Consider the following 22,274-nt stretch of genomic DNA (forward strand, 5'->3'; position numbering starts at 1 on the left):
CCTTTTGTTCTCTCAATGTCTGTGTGAACTTATCTATACAATTTAAATCTAAGAATCAACCCCTAAATTTTATTTTTTTATTTTTAATTTTAAATCCTTTTTTATTCTAAAAAACCGTTTTTAATTAACAATGTAAATCCGCTCATTTAACAATTTATAGAATAAGATATCAGGTTTACTTCTTTTCTATTTAAAAAATTGACTATTTTCATACTGAAAATGAAATATATTTCCCACTTATTAGTATATAAGTATTATACATACATAAAACGCTGTTCATTCATTTAAACTGATTGCAATAATGGGATTTGATTAACAAAACAATAATCAGTCCAAAAAAGATCTGGTTTTAAAAAAACTGTTTCATATAAATGTATATTTGCATAAAAAACTTGCGAAATCTTTATTTTTTTTTAAAAACAAGATTGTTTTTTATTATAAGCCCTATTAAACGTAAATACATAACCATAACAATGAGTTTTTACATGTTGCAAAAAATACTTTCTTCATTTGTAGAAAGCTTCTATACACAATATGTTTGGCAACAGCCAAACAGGATTGCTCTTTTATAATCATAATGAAGTGATTATTATTTATCTTTAGGTATACTTAACAAAAGCAATTTATATATACTGTTTTGTAAAAAACTTGGTGGAATTTTAATTGTGGACATAAACAAACATCCAACACCAACGGATTCTGGTCTTAAACGACGTTTTGGTGATTTTGTTTCTCTTTCTGAGGCTTTAGATTACGCCGCTCAAGGAAAAAGCGGTATTAATTTTTATTCAGCCAAGGGAGTTTTATTAGAATCATTACCCTATTCTGACCTGCGACAACAAGCTATACATGTTGCCAAGCAACTTTTGACCTTGGGACTAAAGAAAGGCGATCGCCTGGCCATTGTTGCAGAAAGTGACAGTGACTTTAGCCGTATCTTTTTTGGCTGCCAATATGCAGGTATTGTTCCCGCCCCAATGCCTCTGCCTGTTGCTTTTGCTGGAAAATCTTCTTATATCAACACCTTGCGGGGAATGATTGAAAACTCTTCCGCAAAAGCGGTTATTATTCCACAAACAATTCAAAGCTGGACGCGGGAAATTATTGAAAAATTTCCTTTATTGTTCGGAGGAAGTCCTGCCCAGCTAAAAGAAATAAAAGTTAATAGCGCCATAGAATTACCAGTTATTCAGGCTGATGATCTTTCTTATCTTCAATTTTCTTCAGGAAGCACTCGCTTTCCTATGGGGGTTGCTGTCACCCAGAAAGCCTGTTTGGCCAATGCTCATGCAATCTCATATTATGGATTGGCAGTAAAAGAAACAGGAGACCGATGCGTTTCATGGTTACCCTTGTATCACGATATGGGGCTGGTTGGATTTTTTCTAACCCCTATGACATGCCAGTTAACCATTGATCTTTTGCCTACCAGGGATTTCGCAAGGCGTCCACATGTCTGGTTGGATCTGATCAGTCGTAATAAAGGGACCCTATCTTATAGTCCATCTTTTGGGTATGAACTTTGTACACGCCGTATGCCTTCCTCAACCCTGGAACTTGATTTATCCTCTTGGCGTGCGGCAGGTATTGGCGGAGATATGATACGTTCTCATATTTTAGAACAATTTGCCGAACAATATCAAAAATATGGTTTTAATTCAAAAGCTTTTGTCGCAAGCTATGGTATGGCGGAAGCGACATTAGCCCTTTCATTCGCACCTTTGGGAGAGGGACTTAAAACCGATACTATTGATTTGCCCCTTCTTGAAACGACAGGTATAGCAAAACCTTCCAATGATCCTTGCGTTACAACCAGGACTTTTACTCTTTGTGGTCCGATACTTCCTGATCATGAAATTAAAATACGGGACGAAAATGGAAATATTCTTCCCGAAAGAAGAGCGGGCAGCATTTACGTGCGAGGCCCAAGCCTTATGAAAGGTTATTTCAATAAAGAAAAAGAAACAGAAGCCGTTCTTGACAAAGAAGGATGGTTAAAAACAGGTGATCTAGGTTATATTTTAAATAACGAAATTGTCATAATTGGACGCGAAAAAGATTTGATTATCATTAATGGGCGAAATATATGGCCCCAGGATCTGGAATGGGCGGCTGAACATGCTTTTAACTCGCTAAGAAGCCGCGATGTCGCTGTATTCTCGGTTGATAAGAATAATCAGGAAACTGTCGTTGCACTTGTCCAATGCCGTGCCATTGATGAGTCTGAAAGAAAAAGACTTCAAGAAGATATGACCAGTCTGTTTAGAAGACAAAATGGTGTAGAAGTATCTGTCCTGTTAGTCCCTCCACATAGCCTGCCGCAAACCTCCTCTGGAAAATTGACACGGGCAAAAGCAAGACAAATGCTTTTAAAAGGAGAATTCGGATTTCATTTTTAAAAATTCAGGTATGAAATGAAATTTTATGGCCTCTTGAACAGAATTTAAAAGCTATTTACAATAAATCAATTCTTTCCTTAGGATATGCGACTGATTGCGTTAAATGTCATCCAATCAGTCATAATCGTTCAAATATTGATATTTAACAAGGTAACACTATGACTGAAACGGTTGAAGAAATTTCAAAAATAATTATTGATACATTATTAGAAAACCCAAAAGTTCCCAAAAACATTTCACCAGACAGCAAAATTATTGAAGATTTGGAATTCGATTCTCTAGCTGTCATGAATTTCGTCATGGAAATTGAAGATAAACTAGACGTATCCGTTCCTTTGGATCGCCTGACAGACGTAAGAACGATTCGTGATCTTGCAGATGCCATCGTTTCCCTTAAATAAAAGCTCTCTCCTATGGATATATTTACAAAATTCAAGCCACTTGAAACTGCTTTCAACCAACTTATTTCCTTTGCCCCGCACAATCCGTTTGGGGTTACAATCGAGAAAACACTTACTGCAACAGTTGGTACTATCAACGGGAAAGAAACACTTCTTTTTGGAACAAACAATTATCTAGGCCTCAGTCAATCCAAAGAGGCACGAAAAGCAGCTGCTGAAACAGCTATGCAATATGGTGTTGGAACAACGGGATCCAGAATTGCCAATGGCTCTTATTCCTTACATCAATCACTCGAACAAGAGCTGGCTCAGTTCTTCAACCGTTGTTCCTGCATGGTTTTTTCAACAGGATATCAAGCAACCCTCGGCATGGTATCAACTCTTGCCGGTAAGGATGATTACCTTTTCTTGGATGCGGACTGTCATGCCAGTATTTATGATGGCAGCAGACTCAGTCAGGCACAAATTATACGTTTCCGACACAATGACGCTGACGACTTACGTAAGAGATTACGCCGAGTTGGCAATATAAACGGTATTAAACTGGTTGTTGTGGAAGGAGTTTACTCCATGTTTGGAGATATCGTTCCCCTCAAAGAATTTATCCAGGTCAAGAAAGAGGAAAATGCTTATCTCATGATTGATGAGGCACATTCTTTTGGTGTTTTTGGTGAACATGGTCGAGGAATTGCAGAACGTGAAAACGTGGAACAAGACGTTGACTTCATCGTGGGAACTTTTTCTAAAAGCTTGGGTACTGTTGGAGGATATTGTGTTTCCGATTATCCACAAATGGATAAATTACGTCTTTGTACCAGACCCTACATGTTTACGGCCTCTTTACCTCCCGAAGTAATCGCCGCAACACGTGAAAACTTGAAAATCATCGCTAACCGTCCTGAATTGAGAAATAAACTAAAGAATAATGCCTCCCGGTTTTATCATGCATTACAGAATGCTGGTTTTCAAACTGGTCCAGATATCAGCTCTGTTGTTTCTGTCATCTTGAATGAATTACCTCAGGCTGCTCATTTCTGGAACAGGGTGTTAGAATTGGGGGCTTATATTAATCTTAGCCTGCCTCCCGCTACACCAGATAACAGACCTTTATTAAGAGCGAGTATCGCCGCGGTCCATACAGAAGAACAGATTGACCGACTAGTTCAAATCTACATTCAGGCGGCTAAAGATGTAGGGCTAACTCTTAATTAAAATCTTTATCGTTTGAATAAACCCTGTCGATATAATTTGAATAATATCCAGGGTGCATTTATAAGGGGATATTTTTTTTGGAACGCTGTCAACTCAAGATTAATGTCACGGTGTCGATTAATTTTCCACACAATATACTGCGCCCCCCCTTCAAACGTGAAAGCGGCCTTAATTAATCGGCAAATATTCAAGGGTCGACCCAATATTTTCCGAATCTTCCAGCGTTTTCTAGCATATTCTCGTTGATCCTTTGACACAGATGGAAATAAAGAATAATTTTTTGTCTCGTTATAGGATATTCCTGCTTTTTGCCAGCCCAGTTTTAAAAGTTGCTTAAAGTAATCTTCTCTATTTTCCAAAATCAACATTGGACGATTATTTGATTCCACCCTTAGCTCGACATCATAAGTATGACGGAATAATGAACACCAATATTTTTCCGCAGTCCCATATTCTGGCCCCAAAAAAGTGGCCCACCATATAGCTGTATTTACCGCTTTTATGAGACAATCCAACAATGCCTGTTTTCCTTTTTCATCCTTCCACCAAAGAATCTTAACAGGCTGACAAAAACGCGCCCACATCGTTGTATCAATGGATTGTAAAGCAGTAGCTTTTTGAAGTTGATCTATTGATAATATCGCAACTTTGGCCCTTAAATTAACATTCCCCTCACTCCATTCATGATATTCAATATTCGGAGGTAGACAATAATTAATCACAATTTTAAAACAATCTTCCGGATACCAATCAGACAAATTTTGACAAACAACATAAAAATCAAGCAAACCTGTCAGTTCTTTTTTCCATAAAGAAGAACCGTAATAGATAACACCTATGGGTTGCCGATCTCCTATAATCTGTTTAACGAAGGCGGTAACAGATTCTGGAACAGAATGCTGATCAAATGAAGTGGCTAATAATTGTGACAAGGATGATGACATAAACAGCCGACATTATCTATAAACGGACAAACGAAAATTTGGGACCGGTCGAAAGAAGGACACAATGATCCTCGCCTGTATCAAACTGTTCTCCATCAAGAATAATATCCTCTTTGATTGACAGTTTTATTTTATTGGCGGTACCACTAAGATAATTAGGATCATTCAATAACCATTCCGGCGTTTTACCTCTTAATAAGGCGAAACATGCCGCCAACAGATGTGGAGGACGTGCTTTAACATTCAAATAATGAAGACTATCATCCCCTGCATATCGGTTAAAAAACGGCCACATTCCATGAGATAGGCTCTGTAAAGTCGTCGATAAAAACAAAAAGCAATTCTCCTGATATGATTTCTTTTCATCAATGAAAAAAGAGCATACATTACCGTTAAGCCACAAATCCCGTGTTTTTGAAAAAAATAATTTTAGTAAAGACGTTATAATGGTGATTGCCACAGCACCATCATGAGGAAAATTTTTTAAAATCGTCGGATTATGTGCAATCTGAATAGCCTTCGTAAATGCCGCTGCACCTTGAAACATTCCCAAAACAGGCGGGCGAGAGGGATCAGACCATTCAATTTTTAATGCATGACGATGCTGAACCATAAAATGCAATCGCTGACGTTCTGCCAAAGTCCTGATACGCTTAAGAGCATTGATTCCCCGAATACCGAATCCAATATCCTTGGCTATTAAATTTGTATTTCCTGAAGGAAGAATAATGAGGCTTGGCAATTTATCATGTGGATAACAGCTATAAATAGCTGTCATGACATGACTAATCGTGCCATCCCCACCATCTATAATGATACAATCAACTCCTGTTGCGACAAAACGATTTAACGTTTGCATCATATCATCAACAGTTCGTGGCGTAGAATAATTTTCACCTAACCAGTTCAAGGCAAAATCTGTAAATTCCTTATCCTCTTTCTGATTTAATCGACTGACAGGATTTTTAATTAAGGCAATATTCTGATTCACGGATTGCTTCTAACATTCTATAGTATCTTGTTTTAATTTAATATGAGGAGTAATAAACGTTTTTATAGTTTTGATGTTATCATTCCTTCCCATTTGCTTCTTTTATGAAAAAAATTGTGCAAAAATCAACTATATTATCATGATTTCAAGTATGTTACATAAAATAGCATAGAATATATTTAAGGATAGTCTCTTTTGAAACGCTTTACAATTGCCCATATTTCGGACATTCATCTTCCCTTGGAAAGCATTCAATTTCCGAAATTATCCCTTGTCAATAAACGATTTTTAAGTTTTCTGTCCTGGAAAAAAAGACGCCTTTCTTTGCAAAAAAAGAGACTTGATATCATTATTGACGATATTTCCAGAGAATCTCCCGACCTTTTGTTGATATCGGGAGATCTCACCAACTTAGCTCTGCCTGAGGAATTTAAACAGGCAGCTGACTGGTTGCATCATCTTCCTTTTAAAAATATAAATATTATCCCAGGGAATCATGATGCGCTTGTTAAAACACAATGGCACAATAGCTACGCTTTCTGGTCACCCTGGTCACATGCTTACAATCATGACGATTACCCTATCATAACCCGTTATGGTTCTATCGCTGTCATTGGCATTAATACAGCTGTTCCCACGCCTCCCTTTTTTGCAAATGGCCAGGTTGGAAATTATCAGCTGAATCAAATCAGATATGTACTCCAACAACTTAAAAAAGATAATTTATTCAGGATTGTGATTTTGCACCATCCCCCTGTATCAGGAATTGTTTCGGAAAGAAAGGCCTTAAAAGACAGGAAAAAATTGCAAAAAATATTATATGAAGAGGGTGTCGAGATTATTCTTTTTGGGCATGTCCATCGTACCATTACCCGAAAATTTCTTAACACCAATATACCGATGCTGGGAATTGCTTCAGCCTCTTCCAATTCAAACCGTCCGTATCACCAAGCCGCTTGGCGTAAAATCGTAATTGAAAAATTGGATGATCACTTTCATACATTTTCAACGGTACGCTTTATAGACAAAAATGGTGATTTTTCTCAAACCCACTCCTTTTATATAGATCATTATTTTCAGTAAATCCTTGTTGAAATTTCATTTAAAAAACCAGAGTTTGACCAGATTTTTATCAACGATCCACATCAAAATGTTGGATTCCTACCTTTTTGCGCAAGCTCTCCCAAGTTTTATTGTTTCTCTTGGAGTTATTCTTGCCGCCTTGATGCTGGAAAGATTGCTTGTATTACTTGACCTATTAGCGGCAGACAGCAGCCCCCTCAGTACTTTTCTTGGCTTGCTGGCAGATCTGATCCCTCATTATCTTGGTCTTGCCATTCCGGCAGCCTTTTGCGTATCAATTTTTTCAAGTATTCGTCAGTTAAATCTTAATAATGAAATTGATGCACTATTAAATGCTGGAAAATCCCTTTTTCAATGTACACGGTCTTACATCATAAGTGGTATTGCCGTCAGTTTTTTTTGTATAATATTATATGGTTATATTCAGCCATATGCCCGATATGATTTTCGCGCAGCTTTTTTTTATGCCTCTCATGCTGGATGGGCACCCCATATTCAAAGCCATATGATTGTTCAACCCAATAACCACACTGTTATGATCGTTGACAAAGCTAGCCAAAACGGAACCCAGCTTTCAGGAATCTTCATAAGACAAACAAAATTAAATGATAAAAAACAACTGGTTGAACAAATTATTCTGGCCGATAAAGGGAATTTTTATTCACTGGCCGATCATTCAAAAATAATGCTGACCCTTTATGATGGTCAAAATCTTACATTAAATCCGAATAACAACAATAATATAACAGATTTTTCCAATGCTTCACGAATAATACAAAACACAAACAAGAAAAACATTTTTAGGGAAAGAGGCAGCGATGAACGCGAACTAACCCTGACAAATCTCTACGAACAAATTCAGCACCATACCTATCAAGACATTCCAATTTTAGATATAAAGGCTGAATTTCATTTTCGTTTAGTCCGCGCCTTATCAATTATTGCCATTCCTTTTCTTGCTGTCGCCTTAGCCATTACACCAAAACGTCGTAAAAGAAATTTAGGTCTTGGAATCGCGGCAATCATTCTTGTTGCCTATGATCATATTCAACAACTGGGTTTAACCCTTGTTTCACACGGACATGACAATGCTTTTGTCGCTTTATGGCTACCATTTTTTATATTCTTGTTTTTTTGCTTTGGCTGTCTATTCTTAAAAAACAATCCCTTTCTCTTTACCTCTCGCAATTTGTTAAGACACTTTTCAAAGTCTTCGGATAAATAATGAAAAAATTATTGAAACGTTATGTGTTAACCTTTTATTTATCCAGTCGCTTGTTAGCAACGACTTTTACTACTGTCATTATTTTAACAGCAATCATGGAGGTTTTAACCCTATTGGAACAAACCTCTTCCATTTTGGAACGACAACTTGGGATAAAAGGGGTTGTTCATTTCATGATGCTGAAATTACCTTTACTTTTTAATTCTGTTTTACCCTTAAGTACCCTTATCGGTTTCTTGATCGCCCTCACTCAATTGACAATCAACAATGAGATAACCATCCTACGATCCATAGGCCTATCGACATGGGGACTGATAAAAAAATTAATACCTGTTACGCTATTGCTAAGTTTTCTATGTTTTATTATGTCTGACCAAATTACACCCAAAACGGAACTGGATCTGGCAACATGGTGGAACAAAACCAACCCGCATCCCGAAAAAGAAAATAATTTCTATTTTTACAGCAATCTTGATATCATCAATATTGATCATATTGCCTATGGAGGAAATAAAATAACAGGACTGACGATCATCAAGCGTCGCGATTTATCTCATATTGACTCGGTGCTTATTGCTGATGAAGTCATTCACAAAAATCACCAATGGATTTTCTCTCATGCAAAATTCCTGCAAAACAAACCGGATATTCCATTAAAATTTCATGAATTAACAAATGAAAAAGAAAGAATATGGAATATTAACCTGACACCACATACCCTTATAAGACTATCTTCAAAATCAATGCCACAATCCATCCATAATATGGTTCTAGAATTATCATATCAACAACCTTTCAAAATGCCTACGAATTATATAAAAACAACAATTTGGGGAAGATTGTGTTTACCCTTTACTTTTATCATGATGCTAATTATTACTGTACTTGTGACCTACATCCCGCCACGTGCCGGGTTACGTAGCTGGATTCCCATATATTGTTTGGGATATGGATTGTTATTTATTATATTCCAAGAAGTCCTGCATGCTTTGGGGAAAGCAGGAACCATACCCGCCCCAGTGGCTTCACTTTCTGCCTTCCTTGTCTTTATGTTAGCTACATGCACTATCATTCTATCAGTTGAAGAAAAACAATGAGCAACCAATCTATCTTTCAAATTATGCGCAATCAAGACCTACGTTCCGGACGTAGTTACGATTTAGGTAAAATGGGACTAAAACAATTATGGGTGGCCTATTTGACGCATCCAACCATCCTATTATATTTCAGCCTTATTATTGGATGTATTGTCGCCGTCTGCTACACGTTCAATGGATGGGTTCCTGTCTTAAGTTCAATTATCGTCATGATATTTGGCTTTCCATTAATCTGGTATATTATCCATCGCTGGATCATGCATGTTTCGTTACTATACAGAATGAAATGGTCGGCTTCACTATGGAAACGCATTCACTTTGATCATCATCAGGATCCCCATCTTTTAAATGTATTATTTGGATCACCCTTGAATACCATACCAACCATCATTATCATTGGGGGCGGCTTGGGATATTTAGTTGGTGGATTTTGCGGTTTCTTTGCCTCTATTGGTACAGCTGTGTACATGTCATGTTTTTATGAATTTTTTCATTGCATTCAACATTTGAATTATAAACCAAAATCCAGATATGTAAGTCATATTAAACAGGTTCATGTTTTACACCACTTTCATTATGAGAAGGGAAACTTTGGTATTACCAACTATTTTTGGGACAAAGTCTTCGGTACCTATTATGAAGATGCCAAGGCACGCCCACGGAGCCCAACCGTATTTAACATGGGATATACAGTGAAAGAAGCTGAACATTATCCTTGGGTTATGCTAAAAACCGGGGCTCCTCCACGTGATCGTCCCGCAGGATCTAATTTTCGGGAGCATAAAAAAGATTGCACCCAACACACCCAAAAAGCAGCCTAAAAGGAATTGGGGCCATTATGGAACGTGAACCCATCAATGCTTTAATTCTGGCTGGGTCAAGGCAAGGGAAACAAGATCCTTTGGCTTTGCATGCTCACGTTTCGCACAAGGCGATTATTCCCGTATTGGGAAAACCAATGATCGAATATGTTACCGAAACCCTTGCAAAAATAGAATCCATTAATAAAATTTCTGTTTCAATTGAAAAGTTCGAGGTTGTTAGGGATATTCTACCCAACTTTATTAAGTATCTTCCCACCTGTCCTGGTCCAAGTGCAAGCATCATCCAAGCCATTCAAGCATTGGGAACCCCCCTATTAATAACAACCGCTGATAACCCCTTACTTCAACCGGAATGGGTGGAATATTTCATACAGGAAGCGGAGGCCTCACAATGTGACCTTGCTGTTGGTATCGCCCTAAAGGAACAGATTGAAAAAGATGTTCCAAACACAAAAAGAACTTACATCAAATTGGCTGACGGTTCTTTTTCTGGTTGCAATATTTTTATGTTTCGAACACCAAGGTCCATTCAAGTCGCGAAACTTTGGCAAAAATTGGAAAGTTATCGTAAAAGTCCAGTAAAAATGGGCTTGCTATTGGGATATTCAATAATCTTGCGATATATCCTGCATCGCTTGACTAGAAAAGCACTTAAAAAAAGAATTTTCAAATTAACCAAGGTTAAGATCCATTTTGTAATTATACCCTGGGGGCAGGCTGCCGTGGATGTGGATAAACCCGATGATCTCCACTTGGTTAATAATTTGATGTCTGACCGATCAAATTAAATCGATTCTTACACATTTCATTGGTTTAAAATCAAAAAATATTCCAAGCTTTTTAAAATATTCCATGTATTTGATATCGCATGTCAATCAAGAAACGCCTCACAGGCTGTCTAAGTATTTTTTTACCATCTATCAGACTATAGGGGCCAGCCTTACTTAATGTATGCACCCCTTGATTATATTCGCCAAATATTGAACCTTTATTGAACTGGCCTGTAATTCTTGCTTCAAATTGATCAGGGGTTAATTCAATAATGTTTAAAAATGTCAGTCCCCCTCCATACGTCAGGCTACAATCCTGTGTCGGTAAAATAATACCCTGAGATGTAATGACTGCATTACCACCAGGACGTGCACTTGAGGGGGAAATCCTTACGGGATTAAGTGAATGAGAATGCCATGTTCCTGCGAGACTTTCCGACCAGGCAACAGATAAAACGCTTTGCCGACTTAACCCTTCCCTTACAGGGGTATAAAACATCCACCATAAATCATTATAAAATAATACAGTCGGATCAATGGCCACTTCAGGAAAAGAAAAAGAGGATACCTTCTCCCAATGAAATGGAAACTCAACTGCTTTATATAAACTGGTTTCACCTGATTTGTATGCCTCTGGCAGCATGTAAACCAACCCCTGATCCTCAATTAACATTGGATAGGATAGATGCCAGGGTTTCTCCAATACAATTTTTCGATCAATAAGTGAAAGCTGTTGATCAAGAATTAATACCTCTATACGGCCATGACGATCTCTGTAATCATATGCTTCCGCAAAAACATATAGTTTATTATCTCTATAGAGGCCAAAAGGATCAGCAAGAAATTTGAACGTATCCTCCTCTTTTATCCAATGAATATCGCAAATATCACAAGCTATTACATCCTCAACCGGTGCCTTGACAATACCAATGCGCCATATATCCGTTTCAAAAATCGACATCAGAAATACAAATTTATTTTGCGGGTATTAAATTCAGTAATTCAAGGGGCTTCACAGCAAAAGGTTTTACCACGCGCATCAGATTCTGGAAATGTTCCGTTTCGCAATGCGCATCCAAAGCCTGTTGATTTGCCCAACATTCAATAAAAACAATTTTATTAGGCTTGTCACTTTGAAAATAGGCTGTATAGCTGTGATTTCCTTTTTCCTCTCTTGAACGAGAAACACACACATTCACAGCATCTGAAATTTTTGACCAGGCCCCTTCATCAATTTCCAGTATAGCAACCAAATTAACTTCCTGAGACATAATTTGTTCCTTATTTTTTAAATAAAAATAATACGTTTCATCTTTATCAGGTTTTTATCTTAAAATAGTAAATAATCTGATTCTATAAAAAATTAAATATTTCTGATAAAATTCACTATAATCACATGATTTAAATTCATTCAATCATTTAAGGTTAAGACCAATTATGAGTGACGCACTTTCACGTCGTTTTATAGCTGCACAAGAAATTGTCAAAAATGCATCTGAAATTGCCTTACAAATGCGGCCCAGTCCAGGGGGACCCCAAGGATCCCTCAAACATGCCCAAGACTGGTTGACCGAAACAGATGGCAAGATCGAGTCTTATATTTCAAAAGCAATTCAATCCCTCTTTCCCGAAGATGGTTTTCAAGGAGAGGAAAAGGGAAAAACACGTTCAGGGTCATTAAGATGGATTGTCGACCCTATCGATGGAACATCAAACTATGCACGTGGCAGAAATCGGTGGTGTATTTCTCTTGGCCTTATGGAAGAAAATGTTCCCACTCTCGGTATTATTGCAGCTCCATGCGTAAACGAATTCTATACTGCCCGTCTAGGAAAAGGGGCATTCATGAATGAAAAGCCCATTCATGTTTCCGATGTTAAAGATCCAAAAATATCCATGATTGAACTGGGCTGGAGTCACGTCAGTAAAATCGATGAATTTCTAAAAAATGCAGAAGCTATCTTAAAAACTGGCGCAATGATTCGCACTTTGGGTTCTGGCACCATGTCCCTCGTCGATGTTGCGAGCGGTAGACTGGATGGACATTTTGAAATGGCCATTAATTTATGGGATGTGGCGGCAGCACTCGTTTTGCTTAGAGAAGCTGGTGCCTGTATTTCACCTTTCTTGGAAAATGGTGGCCTTCATCAAATGACACCTATTTTAACCGCAGCTCCAGGAATTTCGGATATCCTCTCGAAAACACTTCATATGTCCTTATCATAAATCGCTTTTATGTTAAACTACCGATCTGTTTTTTCTTTTTCGTCAAACCTGAACTAAATTGTTAATCCTATGAAAAATAATTTCATCTTTAAATATGGTACGATGTTTTGCTTTTCAATGCTGTCAATATTTTCTCTTCAGCATGCCAAGGCCAAAACTGACAAAGTACAATCTATTGTGGACCATTCTCTTTTAACAGTTGAGGATGTCTTTGCAAATATTCCCACATCCAGCCGTGTCTATACCCGTTTAAAAAACGCCCGGGCAGTGATGATTTGCCCAAATATTACACATATCTCCCTCGTGTTTGGAGGCTCCGGGGGAGATTGTGTGCTTCTTTCTAGGGATGCAAGAAATTCTTGGTCCAGTCCTGCTTTTTACAAAATGTCAAGTGGCTCTTTTGGTATACAGCTTGGTGTACAAAATACAGAAGTCATGCTTTTCATCATGAACGAACGCAGTTTGCGCAAATTGTTGGACAGCCAATTTACAATGGGAGCCAGTGCCTCTGCAACAGCAGCAAAATCCAGTAGCGATGCCAACAAGGATACAGCAGATATTTATAACCTGCAAAAAGCATCAGGATTATTTGTCGGAGCCTCTCTAAAAGGATCTAAATTAAAAATTAACAGTAGTGCCAATCATAAATATTATAACCAGATTGTGGGACCAGAAGATATTGTCATGGCAATGCGCGTTAACAATCCAGCGGCAAACCGTCTACGTAAAATCCTGATCAAATATTCAAATATGGCAAAAACTGTCCAACCTGACAAAAAATCATCCAAAAATCATAATGTAGAGGATGATAATGGCGATACCAATACCAACGATGATTCAGGTGCGATTGACCTTGCCCCACAAAAAGGCTCCTCATCACATAATATTAAATCTGAAAATTTGCCCTCCCCTTCAAAATCCAGAAAATAAAAAAACTATTCTATATTTTAAAAGATAGTTTTTAAAAACTATCTTTTTTTCTCTGCGGCAACATTGTGATTATGTTCTGCAAGACTTGTTGAAAAACTATGTCCACCCGTTCCATTTGCAACAAAATATAATATTTTTCCTTCTGCAGGATGTGCAACAGCCTCCATAGCGGCTTCACCAGGAGAGCATATTGGTGTAGGAGGTAAAGCGCTGGTCCAATAAGTGTTATATGGGTTGACAATTTCCAGATCCTGTCGAGTTAGCCTGCGATCAAAATCATTTTTTCCATCAGTCAGGGCATAAATCACTGTGGGATCTGACTGTAATCGCATGCCAAGATGCAGGCGATTGATAAATACACGGGCAACCATGGGACGTTCGCGTTTTAAAGCGGTTTCCCGCTCAACAATTGAGGCAAGGGTAACCAAATCCTGTTGCGTTTTTATCTCAGCAAGCACCTGTCGTTCACCCCAGATTTTTTGCAGTTTTTTCTGCATTGCCTGTTGCATACGGAATATCATCTTTTCACGAGACATACCCCATTCATAGGCATATGTCTGGGGCAATACCGTTCCCTCTTCTGGTGGCTGTATCTGTCCTGTCATATAGGGGGCATCATTAATCAAATTCGCAATCTGATAGGCTGTCAGCCCTTCTGGAATGGTTAATTTATGCTGTACAGGTTTTGCATACCGCAAGATATCGATAACCTGTTGAATCGATGCCTGCTTTGGAAAAGAAAACTCAGCCGCATGTAACGTTCCGGCCTTATCTGTCAGCTTTATGCCACTACGAAAAATAAAACCGCCCCAATAGGATTGAGTGACAACCTTTTCTTTCTGAAGTTGGTTTAATATTGCCGCGACATTTCCCTTGGCAATAACCACATTTTTAGCATTATCCAAAGGACCGGGAGCAAAATAGGTATATTTTCCGTAAAAGAATACAGCAAGCAGGCATACAAGTAATGCACTGACCCCATATAACAATCGACGCATTACAATTTAACCCATGATATATCTTAGTAAATTTTCATATTCTTTTAAAAATCAGGCTCGCATTCGTGCCACCGAAACCGAAACTATTAGATAGGGCAGCATCAACTTTTCTTTGCTGGGCAGTATGAGCTATACGATCAATGACACTTTCCCTTGATGGATTATCAAGGTTCAAAGTGGGAGGTACCTCATTATTACATATTGATAATAGAGAGAAGATCGCCTCAACCGCACCTGCTGCACCTAATAAATGACCAATAGCCGTTTTTGTTGAAGACATTGCCAAATGTTTGCTTGCATCCCCAAACAACCGCTCGACAGCTTCAAGTTCAAGATCATCCGCCATGGTTGATGTACCATGTGCATTAATATAATGGATATCTTCCAATGATAATCCTGAATGCTTAATGGCCGATGCCATTGCACGATAAGCACCTTCATGCCCTTCTGCTGGAGCAGTGATATGATACGCATCACCTGACATGCCATATCCAGCCACCTCACCATAAATTTTTGCGCCACGGGCTTTCGCATGTTCATATTCTTCTAACACAAGAACACCGGCACCTTCTCCCATAACAAATCCGTCGCGATCCTTATCCCAGGTTCTTGACGCTTTTGTAGGTGTATCATTGAACCCCGTGGATAATGCTCTGGCAGAACAGAACCCTGCAATACCCAATTCACATACAGCCGCTTCCGCTCCTCCGGCAATCATTACATCAGCATCGCCAAGCGCAATCAAACGGCTTGCATCTCCAATAGCATGCACTCCTGTTGCACAGGCTGTCACTACCGCATGATTGGGCCCTTTAAAGCCATATTTGATGGAAACATATCCTGAAACCAAATTAATCAAAGCAGATGGAATAAAGAACGGAGAAACTTTTCGAGCCTGACCTTCATTAACCTTGATTGACGTTTCATAAATGGTTTGCAGCCCACCAATTCCTGAACCAATCATGACACCGGTAGCCATTTGATCCGCTTCATTTTTGGGTGTCCAGCCAGAATCCTCCACTGCCTGAATAGCCGCCACTAAACCCAATTGAATAAAACGGTCCATTTTCTTTAAATCTTTAACGGGGATCCATTCAGACAGGTTTAACCTGCCCTCTTCCTTTGAACCTTCAGGAACTTCCCCGGCAATACGTGCAGCAACACGTGATGCATCAAAACTTTTGATTTTGTCAATGCCGCTTTCACTTGCAACAAGTCTTTTCCAAACATTATCGATACCAATTCCAAGAGGGCTTACAATCCCCATTCCAGTAACAACTACCCTGCGGTGTGGCCATGAACTTGTACTCGTCATTAAATTATCCTGTAAGTTTTATGAATCGATAATGTTATAGACTTTTAATTAAGATGCTTGTTTCTGTTTTTCAATATAATCGATAGCATCCTTGACTGTTGCAATCTTTTCTGCGGCATCCTCAGGAATTTCCACATTAAAAGCCTCTTCAAAAGCCATAACAAGTTCAACTGTATCCAAGCTGTCCGCACCCAAGTCATCAATAAAGGAAGCTTCAGGAGTTACCTTTGATTCTTCAACACCAAGATGTTCAACAACAATTTTTTTTACTTTGTCAGCAATTTCACTCATTATATTCGTCCTTTTACAGCTATAAAGCTTACATGTTTATACTATATTACCAAAGTTCCAAAGAATTTTTAGAACTTTATACGATTTTATCACAACGGTATTGGGGAAATATCACATTTCCCCCAAATAACCAAGCAAAAGCAATATTATAATTTTATAAAATGTTCAAATGGTTCACAAAGCAAGGATCTTTACACCATATACATGCCACCGTTAACATGCAAACATGTTCCAGTAACCCAATCTGTCTCTTCAGAAGCCAGATAGACAGCTGCGGATGCAACATCCTCCACCTGTCCCATTCTATTTCTTGGAATTCTTTGTAATAATCTAGATTGTTGCTCTTCTGATAATACGGCAGTCATTGGTGTTTCAATAAAACCGGGGGCAATAACATTAACGGTAACGCCTTTTTTCGCCACTTCTAACGCCAGACTTTTACTCATAGCGATTAATCCGCCTTTTGCAGCTGAATAATTGACCTGACCAACATTACCAATAAACCCAATGATCGAAGCGATATTGATAATGCGTCCTGAACGCCGGCGAACCATTCCCTTTAACGCAATCTGACATAATTGGAAGGGCACAGACAAATCCACATCCAGAACCTCGGACCATTCCGATTCCTTCATTCGGATTGAAAGATTGTCCCGCGTTAATCCGGCACTATTAACCAGGATATCGACAGGTGCATTTGCCTGCCTCTCTGCATTCGGGATAAGCGCTTTTAAAGATTCCTGATCCTTGAGGTTGGCTGTTTGAACAAATGCGTTCTGTTCACCCAACTCTTTTTGAACCTCTCTTAAAACGTTTTCCCTGGTTCCCGACAAAACAACCCTTGCCCCTTGCTGAACAAATGCCTTGGCAATCGCTTGACCAATTCCACCCGAGGCACCAGTAACCAACGCTACCTTATTATCTAGTCTGAACATAATCTTCATAATCCTTGTGTTCTTTTAAAAAACAGAAAGAATTTTTGCAAATTCTTCAAGATCTGCAGGTGTATCAACAGAACAAACCTTGCTATCCCGTGCAGTACGCTGCATGATTTTAGACAAAACCTTACCTGCACCAACTTCAACAAAAAAATCAAATTCCTGATCAATCATATATCGCATAGTTTCTGCCCATCTTACAGAACCCGTTATTTGTCTAACCAATGAATCCCTGACAAAAGAAGAAGAATTTTCATAAGGGCAGGCGGTTATATTTGCAATAACAGGAAAATTAAATGGTTTGGGATTTGTTTTAGCCAAGGCATCCCGCATTTCCCGGGCAGCGGGTTCCATTAACGGACTATGAAATGGTGCTGATACAGGCAATTTAACAACTCTACGGATACCAGCTTCCTTGGCTATGGCTATAATCCGTTCAATCGCGTCCATATGCCCAGAAACCACAACCTGAGACGCGCCATTATCATTGGCAACTACAACAACCGAATTTCCCTGCGTGGCCTGTTTACATAAATCCTGAACCTGTCCAATCGTGACGCCTATAAGTGCAGCCATTGCTCCCTGACCAACCGGTACCGCATTTTGCATTGCACTGCCGCGCGTCCGTAACAAATTGACAGTTGTAACAAAATCAAACACATTGGCAGCACAAAGAGCAGAATATTCACCCAAGGAATGTCCTGCCGCCATTGAAACCAGATGATTGGCATCAATATTAAATTCTTTTTCCAAAACCCTGATTACGGCCATGGAATGTGTCATTAATGCAGGTTGTGTATTTTGCGTTAAAATCAACGCTTCCACAGGCCCCTCCATCATAATTTTGGATAATGGCTGCTTTAACGTTTCATCCAACGCTTCATAGACTTCTCTGGCAATTGGAAATGCTTCAGCCAATGCCTTACCCATACCAACATATTGGCTTCCCTGACCGGGGAATAAAAATGCACATTTCATAATAATGATTCCAATAAAATAAATTAAACGGCAGATCTTACAAAAAGCTGGTTAATACTTCGTAAAATTTCAAAAGTCTGCTTCCACAAAGGTAAAATACGGTGTTCCTCAATACCCCGTTTTTTGACAATCTCAATTATTTCTCCAACCGAACGGCGATTGTCAACAAGTCCCAAAAACCCACGTGCCTGTGCAGGTAAAGGAAGCATAATCGTCAACATTCCAAAAGAATAAGGAAGGAGATTGGATGGTAAAATCTGATTGGCAAGTATTTCTCCAGGCGTTTCCCGCATAAAAGGAATTGAATCAGAGGCACATGGATCAGCAAATTGTATATTATCTTCCGCGCGACGCACATACACAACATGCGTTGACATATTCCCAGCCAAAGATTCAGCCAGACCAGCCTGTGTTCTTATATCAAACTGCCTGAATTTTTCTCTAATCTTTGGATCTGTTATTAAATAAGCAGGATCATAACGCGCAGGCTCCACCAAACAGTTTACCGCCAACTCATTTTTATCCAACAGATCCCATAATTCGGCAATTTTATAGGATCGGTCACGCGGGTTTAATAAAAGATCATACAGACCAGCGTCACCTCCAGTTAAATGATCACCAAAATTTCCATTAAATCTGAGCCAGGCAGTCGATGGAAGATGCTTCATGATTCTTTTTGCAACATCCAAACGCTTTACTGGTGGATCTGACAAAGAGGTCAGTTTGGATAATGCTTCCTGCACCATATAAACACCAGTACGACCATAGGGAGCATAAACCATCAATCCCATCCCGCCGCCAGGATTTAGTTGTTCCCTTAATATTTGCAGGGCAGCAGCAGGATCAGGCAAATGATGCAAAACACCACAACAATCAATATAATCAAACAACCCGAGATTTAAATCTGGCAATTCAAGAATTGAACCCTGAACATAACGGATATTACTCAATTTCCGTGTAGCTGCCCGTTCTTTAACAATTTTCAAAACTGCCTCGGCCCGATCCAAACAGATCACTTCACCAGAACGTTGGTGTCGTGCCATTTGTTGAGCCACCATGATTGCTGCATCACCGGTTCCACAACCAGCAATCAAAATCCTTAATGGTTGCGTATAAGAACGATATCCTCCAAATACCCAATAATCAATTTCATTCAAATGGCTTGGACTGCCTATTAATAAGCGTTTGGTTTCATCCTTTGGATTGCGTTCGGGATACGGATAGGCCTCATATTGCCTTGCCAACCCCAAATCTTGCTGATCATTTTTATGGGCCATTACGCTCTTACAACCAATTTACCACGCTGCCAAGCTTCTGCCGCCTCATCGGCACTCATCCCCTGATTGCGTATTGCATTTTCCATGAACTGAACAATCTGATTACCCAACATCATTTCCTCAAGCTCATCAATCAAGTCACCCCCAAATCGCTGAATCCAATTGGGGTTTAATAGCATGGCCGCTTTTTGTTTCCGTATAAAAATATTCTCGGATTCCCTCAGACGATAAAAATTTCCTGAATCCGTGAACAATGCCGGTTCATAAAGCATCATTAACTCGGGTTCTTGTGAGTGGATTATTTCCTGATAATGAGTCAACGTCTCTTCATCTGCAATAGATTTCAATTGATAACCAGCCTCGATCAAACCATATTCTTTCATGATTTTATTCGCGAAAACCTGCAAAGTTTCACATACCGTGATTTCACGATGAAGAAATGAAGCCGTTATAAGTTGATCAATAGAACCCACATGTTCTTGAAACTTTTTTGGCAAAGCAAAAGAGATAGAGGGTTGATAAAGATTTCCAATCACCTTGAAATTCGGATTGGATTGAATGATATCGGCATGAATATCAGGCAACCATACACTTACAAACAAATCAATTTTCCCAGCAGTCAGCTCCTGAATCAAATCCTTACATTCACCGGTAATTAATTCTATATCCGTTATTCCATGGGCCTCTAACACACGTGTTATAACTGCTGCTGTTGCTTCATGTATCAAATTATCAAAAAAACCAAGCTTCAAAGAATCCATCCCTGTTAATGTCCCACTCTTGTTCAGAAAATTGTTATATTATAGATAAAACTTGTTTGGTATAGGCTTTCTGTTGTTTATTAATAATCATTAGTATCAATTTAGACAAATATCTTTGCCATTTTTCTGAAGGCATCCACCCAATAACCTTACAAACCATATTAACCACCCTGACAATATGATGGATTTTATATAATGACATGGCCTTTTCCATATAAAGGGCTATACATCGTTTATGATTATATGGCATTCCATGGGGCTCATTGGTGGCATGAAAGGCCGAGGCAAGCTCATCATCCTGACTTTCAATTATACGACCCAAGGCAATCCTGGCTCGTTGCAACCTGGAGAGCTTTTGAGATTTCAAATATAATTTAGCATAATCATAAAACAATTTATAATGACGATATTCATCTCCAGCAATCCGTCTGCATATCTCCTTCAGGACAGGTTCCTTTACATAATCTGCCAAGGCACTGTAATAAGATGAAGTGCCAACCTCAACCATAGCCCGGGCGATAAATTCTCCCGCCTGTGATCCACGGATTGAGTGATCCGTCTTTAAGTCAATTTTATAAAAATTTCTGAAACGCTTATAACTTTCCTGATAATCCCAAGCAGGATCAGCCATCATGGCCCATCGTCCCAATGTTTCACCATGTTGCACCTCTTCATCTTCCCATTTCCTGAAAAGCTTTGTCAATTCAGGATCATGACCAAATACATTAGTCAAATAAACCGTATAGTCTACACTATTTCGTTCAACAACAGCAGCTGTTTTTATCAAAGGAACAATATCAGCATCTATTAATGAAGGGTCAAATTTATCCCAGTTAACCTGTTCAATATCCCAATGTTTCATAGTGCCACGCTTTCCTTATCAATTTTATTTTTAATTCAGAAATTATAAAATGACTATAGTAAACCGTAGTATGAGAAAATGACTAGATATTTTTATTAAATTCAATAGTCAAAACAGGAATTAATCTCGGACTCTGAAATTGACGCCTGATTCCATCTTGGGTTATGATCCTTGTCAATAATTGCAGCCCTCACCCCTTCTAAAAAATCGGCCCGTTGGATAAGATGACTAATTAACAATAAATCGCGTGTTAAAACAGCTTCTTGAGTTGGTAATTTCAAATGCCAAGCTCTATAAGTTACCTCTAAAGAAAATGGACAAGCTTTTAATATAGTTTTAAAATCACATACGGCCCAATTATATTTACTTTTTCGCAATTTCTCAATAATCTTTGCTACAGAAGAAGCTTGATAAATATCAGCAATTTGTTTTAAAGTTTTATTATCAAATTCATAGGATTGCTTATATGTTGAAAGAAAAAAATTAATTTCATTTGGCTGTAATTCTGTTAATTTTTGTAAAAAAAGTTCTAATTCACTTGAATAAATCATATAATCTGCAAACCCCAACTTAATAGCAGTGTTACCATTAAAACGTTGTCCCGTTAACATAGCCCTTAATCCAGAAAAACCTGGAGCATTTTGAAATAAAAAAGAACTACCTGCATCTGGGGTTAATCCGATCATCACTTCTGGCATTGCTAAAATAGAACGTTCAGTAACAAAACGATATGTAGCAAACGCTCCTAATCC

At 38.6% G+C, this 22,274-nt stretch carries 23 protein-coding genes; 10 read left to right on the forward strand and 13 right to left on the reverse strand.

Annotation, left to right across the window (positions count from 1 at the left end; all coding sequences use genetic code 11):
- Positions 1–665: 665 nt before the first annotated feature.
- From U0839_RS05195 to spt, 3 genes are all read left to right on the forward strand, one after another.
- Positions 666–2,399, forward strand: coding sequence for a fatty acyl-AMP ligase (locus U0839_RS05195; protein WP_370533616.1), 1,734 nt, complete (start codon positions 666–668; stop codon positions 2,397–2,399).
- Positions 2,400–2,557: 158 nt separating this feature from the next.
- Positions 2,558–2,800, forward strand: a complete 243-nt coding sequence (locus U0839_RS05200; protein WP_122124053.1) for an acyl carrier protein — start codon at positions 2,558–2,560, stop codon at positions 2,798–2,800.
- A 12-nt stretch (positions 2,801–2,812) separates the two neighbouring features.
- Positions 2,813–4,012: a serine palmitoyltransferase gene (spt, locus tag U0839_RS05205; protein WP_155565971.1), complete on the forward strand. Its 1,200-nt coding sequence runs from the start codon at positions 2,813–2,815 to the stop codon at positions 4,010–4,012.
- A 5-nt stretch (positions 4,013–4,017) separates the two neighbouring features.
- Here the strand turns inward: spt and U0839_RS05210 are convergent, their stop codons facing one another.
- Positions 4,018–4,956, reverse strand: a complete 939-nt coding sequence (locus tag U0839_RS05210) for a hypothetical protein (protein WP_155565972.1) — start codon at positions 4,954–4,956, stop codon at positions 4,018–4,020.
- A 16-nt stretch (positions 4,957–4,972) separates the two neighbouring features.
- Positions 4,973–5,947: a diacylglycerol/lipid kinase family protein gene (locus U0839_RS05215; protein ID WP_155565973.1), complete on the reverse strand. Its 975-nt coding sequence runs from the start codon at positions 5,945–5,947 to the stop codon at positions 4,973–4,975.
- A gap of 195 nt (positions 5,948–6,142) precedes the next feature.
- Here U0839_RS05215 and U0839_RS05220 point away from each other — a divergent pair, with 195 nt between their 5' ends.
- The 5 genes from U0839_RS05220 to U0839_RS05240 all read left to right on the forward strand — a co-directional run bounded on the left by U0839_RS05220 (position 6,143) and on the right by U0839_RS05240 (position 10,964).
- Entirely contained in the window at positions 6,143–7,030 is an 888-nt protein-coding gene (locus tag U0839_RS05220) for a metallophosphoesterase family protein (RefSeq protein WP_155565974.1), read from the forward strand.
- A 67-nt stretch (positions 7,031–7,097) separates the two neighbouring features.
- The gene (locus tag U0839_RS05225; protein WP_155565975.1) at positions 7,098–8,255 is read left to right on the forward strand and encodes an LptF/LptG family permease; all 1,158 of its coding nucleotides are present in this window, start codon (positions 7,098–7,100) and stop codon (positions 8,253–8,255) included.
- Entirely contained in the window at positions 8,255–9,352 is a 1,098-nt protein-coding gene (locus tag U0839_RS05230; protein WP_413550238.1) for an LptF/LptG family permease, read from the forward strand. The genes U0839_RS05225 and U0839_RS05230 overlap by 1 nt, the downstream gene beginning before the upstream one ends.
- Positions 9,349–10,173, forward strand: a complete 825-nt coding sequence (locus tag U0839_RS05235) for a sterol desaturase family protein (RefSeq protein ID WP_230873472.1) — start codon at positions 9,349–9,351, stop codon at positions 10,171–10,173. The genes U0839_RS05230 and U0839_RS05235 overlap by 4 nt, the downstream gene beginning before the upstream one ends.
- Before the next feature lie 17 nt (positions 10,174–10,190).
- Positions 10,191–10,964, forward strand: a complete 774-nt coding sequence (locus U0839_RS05240) for a nucleotidyltransferase family protein (RefSeq protein WP_155565977.1) — start codon at positions 10,191–10,193, stop codon at positions 10,962–10,964.
- A gap of 52 nt (positions 10,965–11,016) precedes the next feature.
- Here the strand turns inward: U0839_RS05240 and U0839_RS05245 are convergent, their stop codons facing one another.
- Together U0839_RS05245 and U0839_RS05250 are read right to left on the reverse strand one after the other, a co-directional pair.
- A complete protein-coding gene (locus tag U0839_RS05245) occupies positions 11,017–11,907 on the reverse strand; it encodes a formyl transferase (protein WP_413550239.1) in 891 nt (296 codons plus the stop codon).
- Positions 11,908–11,920: 13 nt separating this feature from the next.
- Positions 11,921–12,217: a putative quinol monooxygenase gene (locus tag U0839_RS05250; protein WP_110439034.1), complete on the reverse strand. Its 297-nt coding sequence runs from the start codon at positions 12,215–12,217 to the stop codon at positions 11,921–11,923.
- 166 nt (positions 12,218–12,383) lie between these two features.
- Here U0839_RS05250 and U0839_RS05255 point away from each other — a divergent pair, with 166 nt between their 5' ends.
- Both U0839_RS05255 and U0839_RS05260 read left to right on the forward strand, forming a co-directional pair.
- Positions 12,384–13,172 (forward strand): inositol monophosphatase family protein, encoded by a 789-nt coding sequence (locus U0839_RS05255; protein ID WP_155565979.1) that lies wholly within the window; start codon positions 12,384–12,386, stop codon positions 13,170–13,172.
- 69 nt (positions 13,173–13,241) lie between these two features.
- A complete protein-coding gene (locus U0839_RS05260; RefSeq protein WP_230882792.1) occupies positions 13,242–14,102 on the forward strand; it encodes a lipid-binding SYLF domain-containing protein in 861 nt (286 codons plus the stop codon).
- A gap of 38 nt (positions 14,103–14,140) precedes the next feature.
- Here the strand turns inward: U0839_RS05260 and mltG are convergent, their stop codons facing one another.
- The 9 genes from mltG to U0839_RS05305 form a co-directional block, all read right to left on the reverse strand.
- The gene (mltG, locus tag U0839_RS05265) at positions 14,141–15,100 is read right to left on the reverse strand and encodes an endolytic transglycosylase MltG (protein WP_155565980.1); all 960 of its coding nucleotides are present in this window, start codon (positions 15,098–15,100) and stop codon (positions 14,141–14,143) included.
- 34 nt (positions 15,101–15,134) lie between these two features.
- Positions 15,135–16,415, reverse strand: a complete 1,281-nt coding sequence (fabF, locus tag U0839_RS05270; protein ID WP_122124066.1) for a beta-ketoacyl-ACP synthase II — start codon at positions 16,413–16,415, stop codon at positions 15,135–15,137.
- A 48-nt stretch (positions 16,416–16,463) separates the two neighbouring features.
- On the reverse strand, positions 16,464–16,706 hold the full coding sequence (locus U0839_RS05275) for an acyl carrier protein (protein WP_110439039.1): 243 nt from the start codon (positions 16,704–16,706) through the stop codon (positions 16,464–16,466).
- Positions 16,707–16,897: 191 nt separating this feature from the next.
- Positions 16,898–17,641 carry a 3-oxoacyl-ACP reductase FabG gene (gene fabG, locus U0839_RS05280; protein ID WP_155569641.1) on the reverse strand — a complete coding sequence of 248 codons (744 nt, stop codon included), beginning with the start codon at positions 17,639–17,641 and terminating at the stop codon, positions 16,898–16,900.
- A 24-nt stretch (positions 17,642–17,665) separates the two neighbouring features.
- Entirely contained in the window at positions 17,666–18,622 is a 957-nt protein-coding gene (gene fabD / locus U0839_RS05285; RefSeq protein ID WP_413550240.1) for an ACP S-malonyltransferase, read from the reverse strand.
- Between the two features lie 23 nt (positions 18,623–18,645).
- Positions 18,646–19,899 (reverse strand): class I SAM-dependent methyltransferase, encoded by a 1,254-nt coding sequence (locus tag U0839_RS05290; protein WP_155565982.1) that lies wholly within the window; start codon positions 19,897–19,899, stop codon positions 18,646–18,648.
- Positions 19,899–20,660, reverse strand: coding sequence for a glycine betaine ABC transporter substrate-binding protein (locus tag U0839_RS05295; RefSeq protein ID WP_155565983.1), 762 nt, complete (start codon positions 20,658–20,660; stop codon positions 19,899–19,901). Before U0839_RS05295 ends, U0839_RS05290 begins: the two co-directional genes overlap by 1 nt.
- Before the next feature lie 34 nt (positions 20,661–20,694).
- A complete protein-coding gene (locus U0839_RS05300) occupies positions 20,695–21,522 on the reverse strand; it encodes an acyl-ACP desaturase (RefSeq protein WP_155565984.1) in 828 nt (275 codons plus the stop codon).
- Positions 21,523–21,623: 101 nt separating this feature from the next.
- Positions 21,624–22,274: enoyl-CoA hydratase/isomerase family protein (locus U0839_RS05305; RefSeq protein WP_413550243.1), on the reverse strand; the 651-nt coding region annotated here is incomplete at its 5' end.

Source organism: Commensalibacter sp. A3DC (assembly GCF_047307945.1).
Taxonomy (GTDB): domain Bacteria; phylum Pseudomonadota; class Alphaproteobacteria; order Acetobacterales; family Acetobacteraceae; genus Commensalibacter; species Commensalibacter melissae.

Excerpts from the sequence above, each read along its gene's own strand:
- U0839_RS05275 (WP_110439039.1), bottom strand. The coding sequence starts at position 16,706 with ATGAGTGAAATTGCTGACAAAGTAAAAAAAATTGTTGTTGAACATCTT.
- U0839_RS05225 (WP_155565975.1), top strand. The coding sequence starts at position 7,098 with ATGTTGGATTCCTACCTTTTTGCGCAAGCTCTCCCAAGTTTTATTGTT.
- U0839_RS05200 (WP_122124053.1), top strand. The coding sequence starts at position 2,558 with ATGACTGAAACGGTTGAAGAAATTTCAAAAATAATTATTGATACATTA.
- U0839_RS05210 (WP_155565972.1), bottom strand. The coding sequence starts at position 4,956 with ATGTCATCATCCTTGTCACAATTATTAGCCACTTCATTTGATCAGCAT.
- U0839_RS05260 (WP_230882792.1), top strand. The coding sequence starts at position 13,242 with ATGAAAAATAATTTCATCTTTAAATATGGTACGATGTTTTGCTTTTCA.
- U0839_RS05255 (WP_155565979.1), top strand. The coding sequence starts at position 12,384 with ATGAGTGACGCACTTTCACGTCGTTTTATAGCTGCACAAGAAATTGTC.
- U0839_RS05230 (WP_413550238.1), top strand. The coding sequence starts at position 8,255 with ATGAAAAAATTATTGAAACGTTATGTGTTAACCTTTTATTTATCCAGT.
- U0839_RS05295 (WP_155565983.1), bottom strand. The coding sequence starts at position 20,660 with ATGGATTCTTTGAAGCTTGGTTTTTTTGATAATTTGATACATGAAGCA.
- U0839_RS05245 (WP_413550239.1), bottom strand. The coding sequence starts at position 11,907 with ATGTCGATTTTTGAAACGGATATATGGCGCATTGGTATTGTCAAGGCA.
- fabD (WP_413550240.1), bottom strand. The coding sequence starts at position 18,622 with ATGAAATGTGCATTTTTATTCCCCGGTCAGGGAAGCCAATATGTTGGT.
- fabF (WP_122124066.1), bottom strand. The coding sequence starts at position 16,415 with ATGACGAGTACAAGTTCATGGCCACACCGCAGGGTAGTTGTTACTGGA.
- U0839_RS05290 (WP_155565982.1), bottom strand. The coding sequence starts at position 19,899 with ATGGCCCATAAAAATGATCAGCAAGATTTGGGGTTGGCAAGGCAATAT.
- U0839_RS05250 (WP_110439034.1), bottom strand. The coding sequence starts at position 12,217 with ATGTCTCAGGAAGTTAATTTGGTTGCTATACTGGAAATTGATGAAGGG.
- U0839_RS05300 (WP_155565984.1), bottom strand. The coding sequence starts at position 21,522 with ATGAAACATTGGGATATTGAACAGGTTAACTGGGATAAATTTGACCCT.
- U0839_RS05235 (WP_230873472.1), top strand. The coding sequence starts at position 9,349 with ATGAGCAACCAATCTATCTTTCAAATTATGCGCAATCAAGACCTACGT.
- fabG (WP_155569641.1), bottom strand. The coding sequence starts at position 17,641 with ATGTTCAGACTAGATAATAAGGTAGCGTTGGTTACTGGTGCCTCGGGT.
- spt (WP_155565971.1), top strand. The coding sequence starts at position 2,813 with ATGGATATATTTACAAAATTCAAGCCACTTGAAACTGCTTTCAACCAA.
- mltG (WP_155565980.1), bottom strand. The coding sequence starts at position 15,100 with ATGCGTCGATTGTTATATGGGGTCAGTGCATTACTTGTATGCCTGCTT.
- U0839_RS05240 (WP_155565977.1), top strand. The coding sequence starts at position 10,191 with ATGGAACGTGAACCCATCAATGCTTTAATTCTGGCTGGGTCAAGGCAA.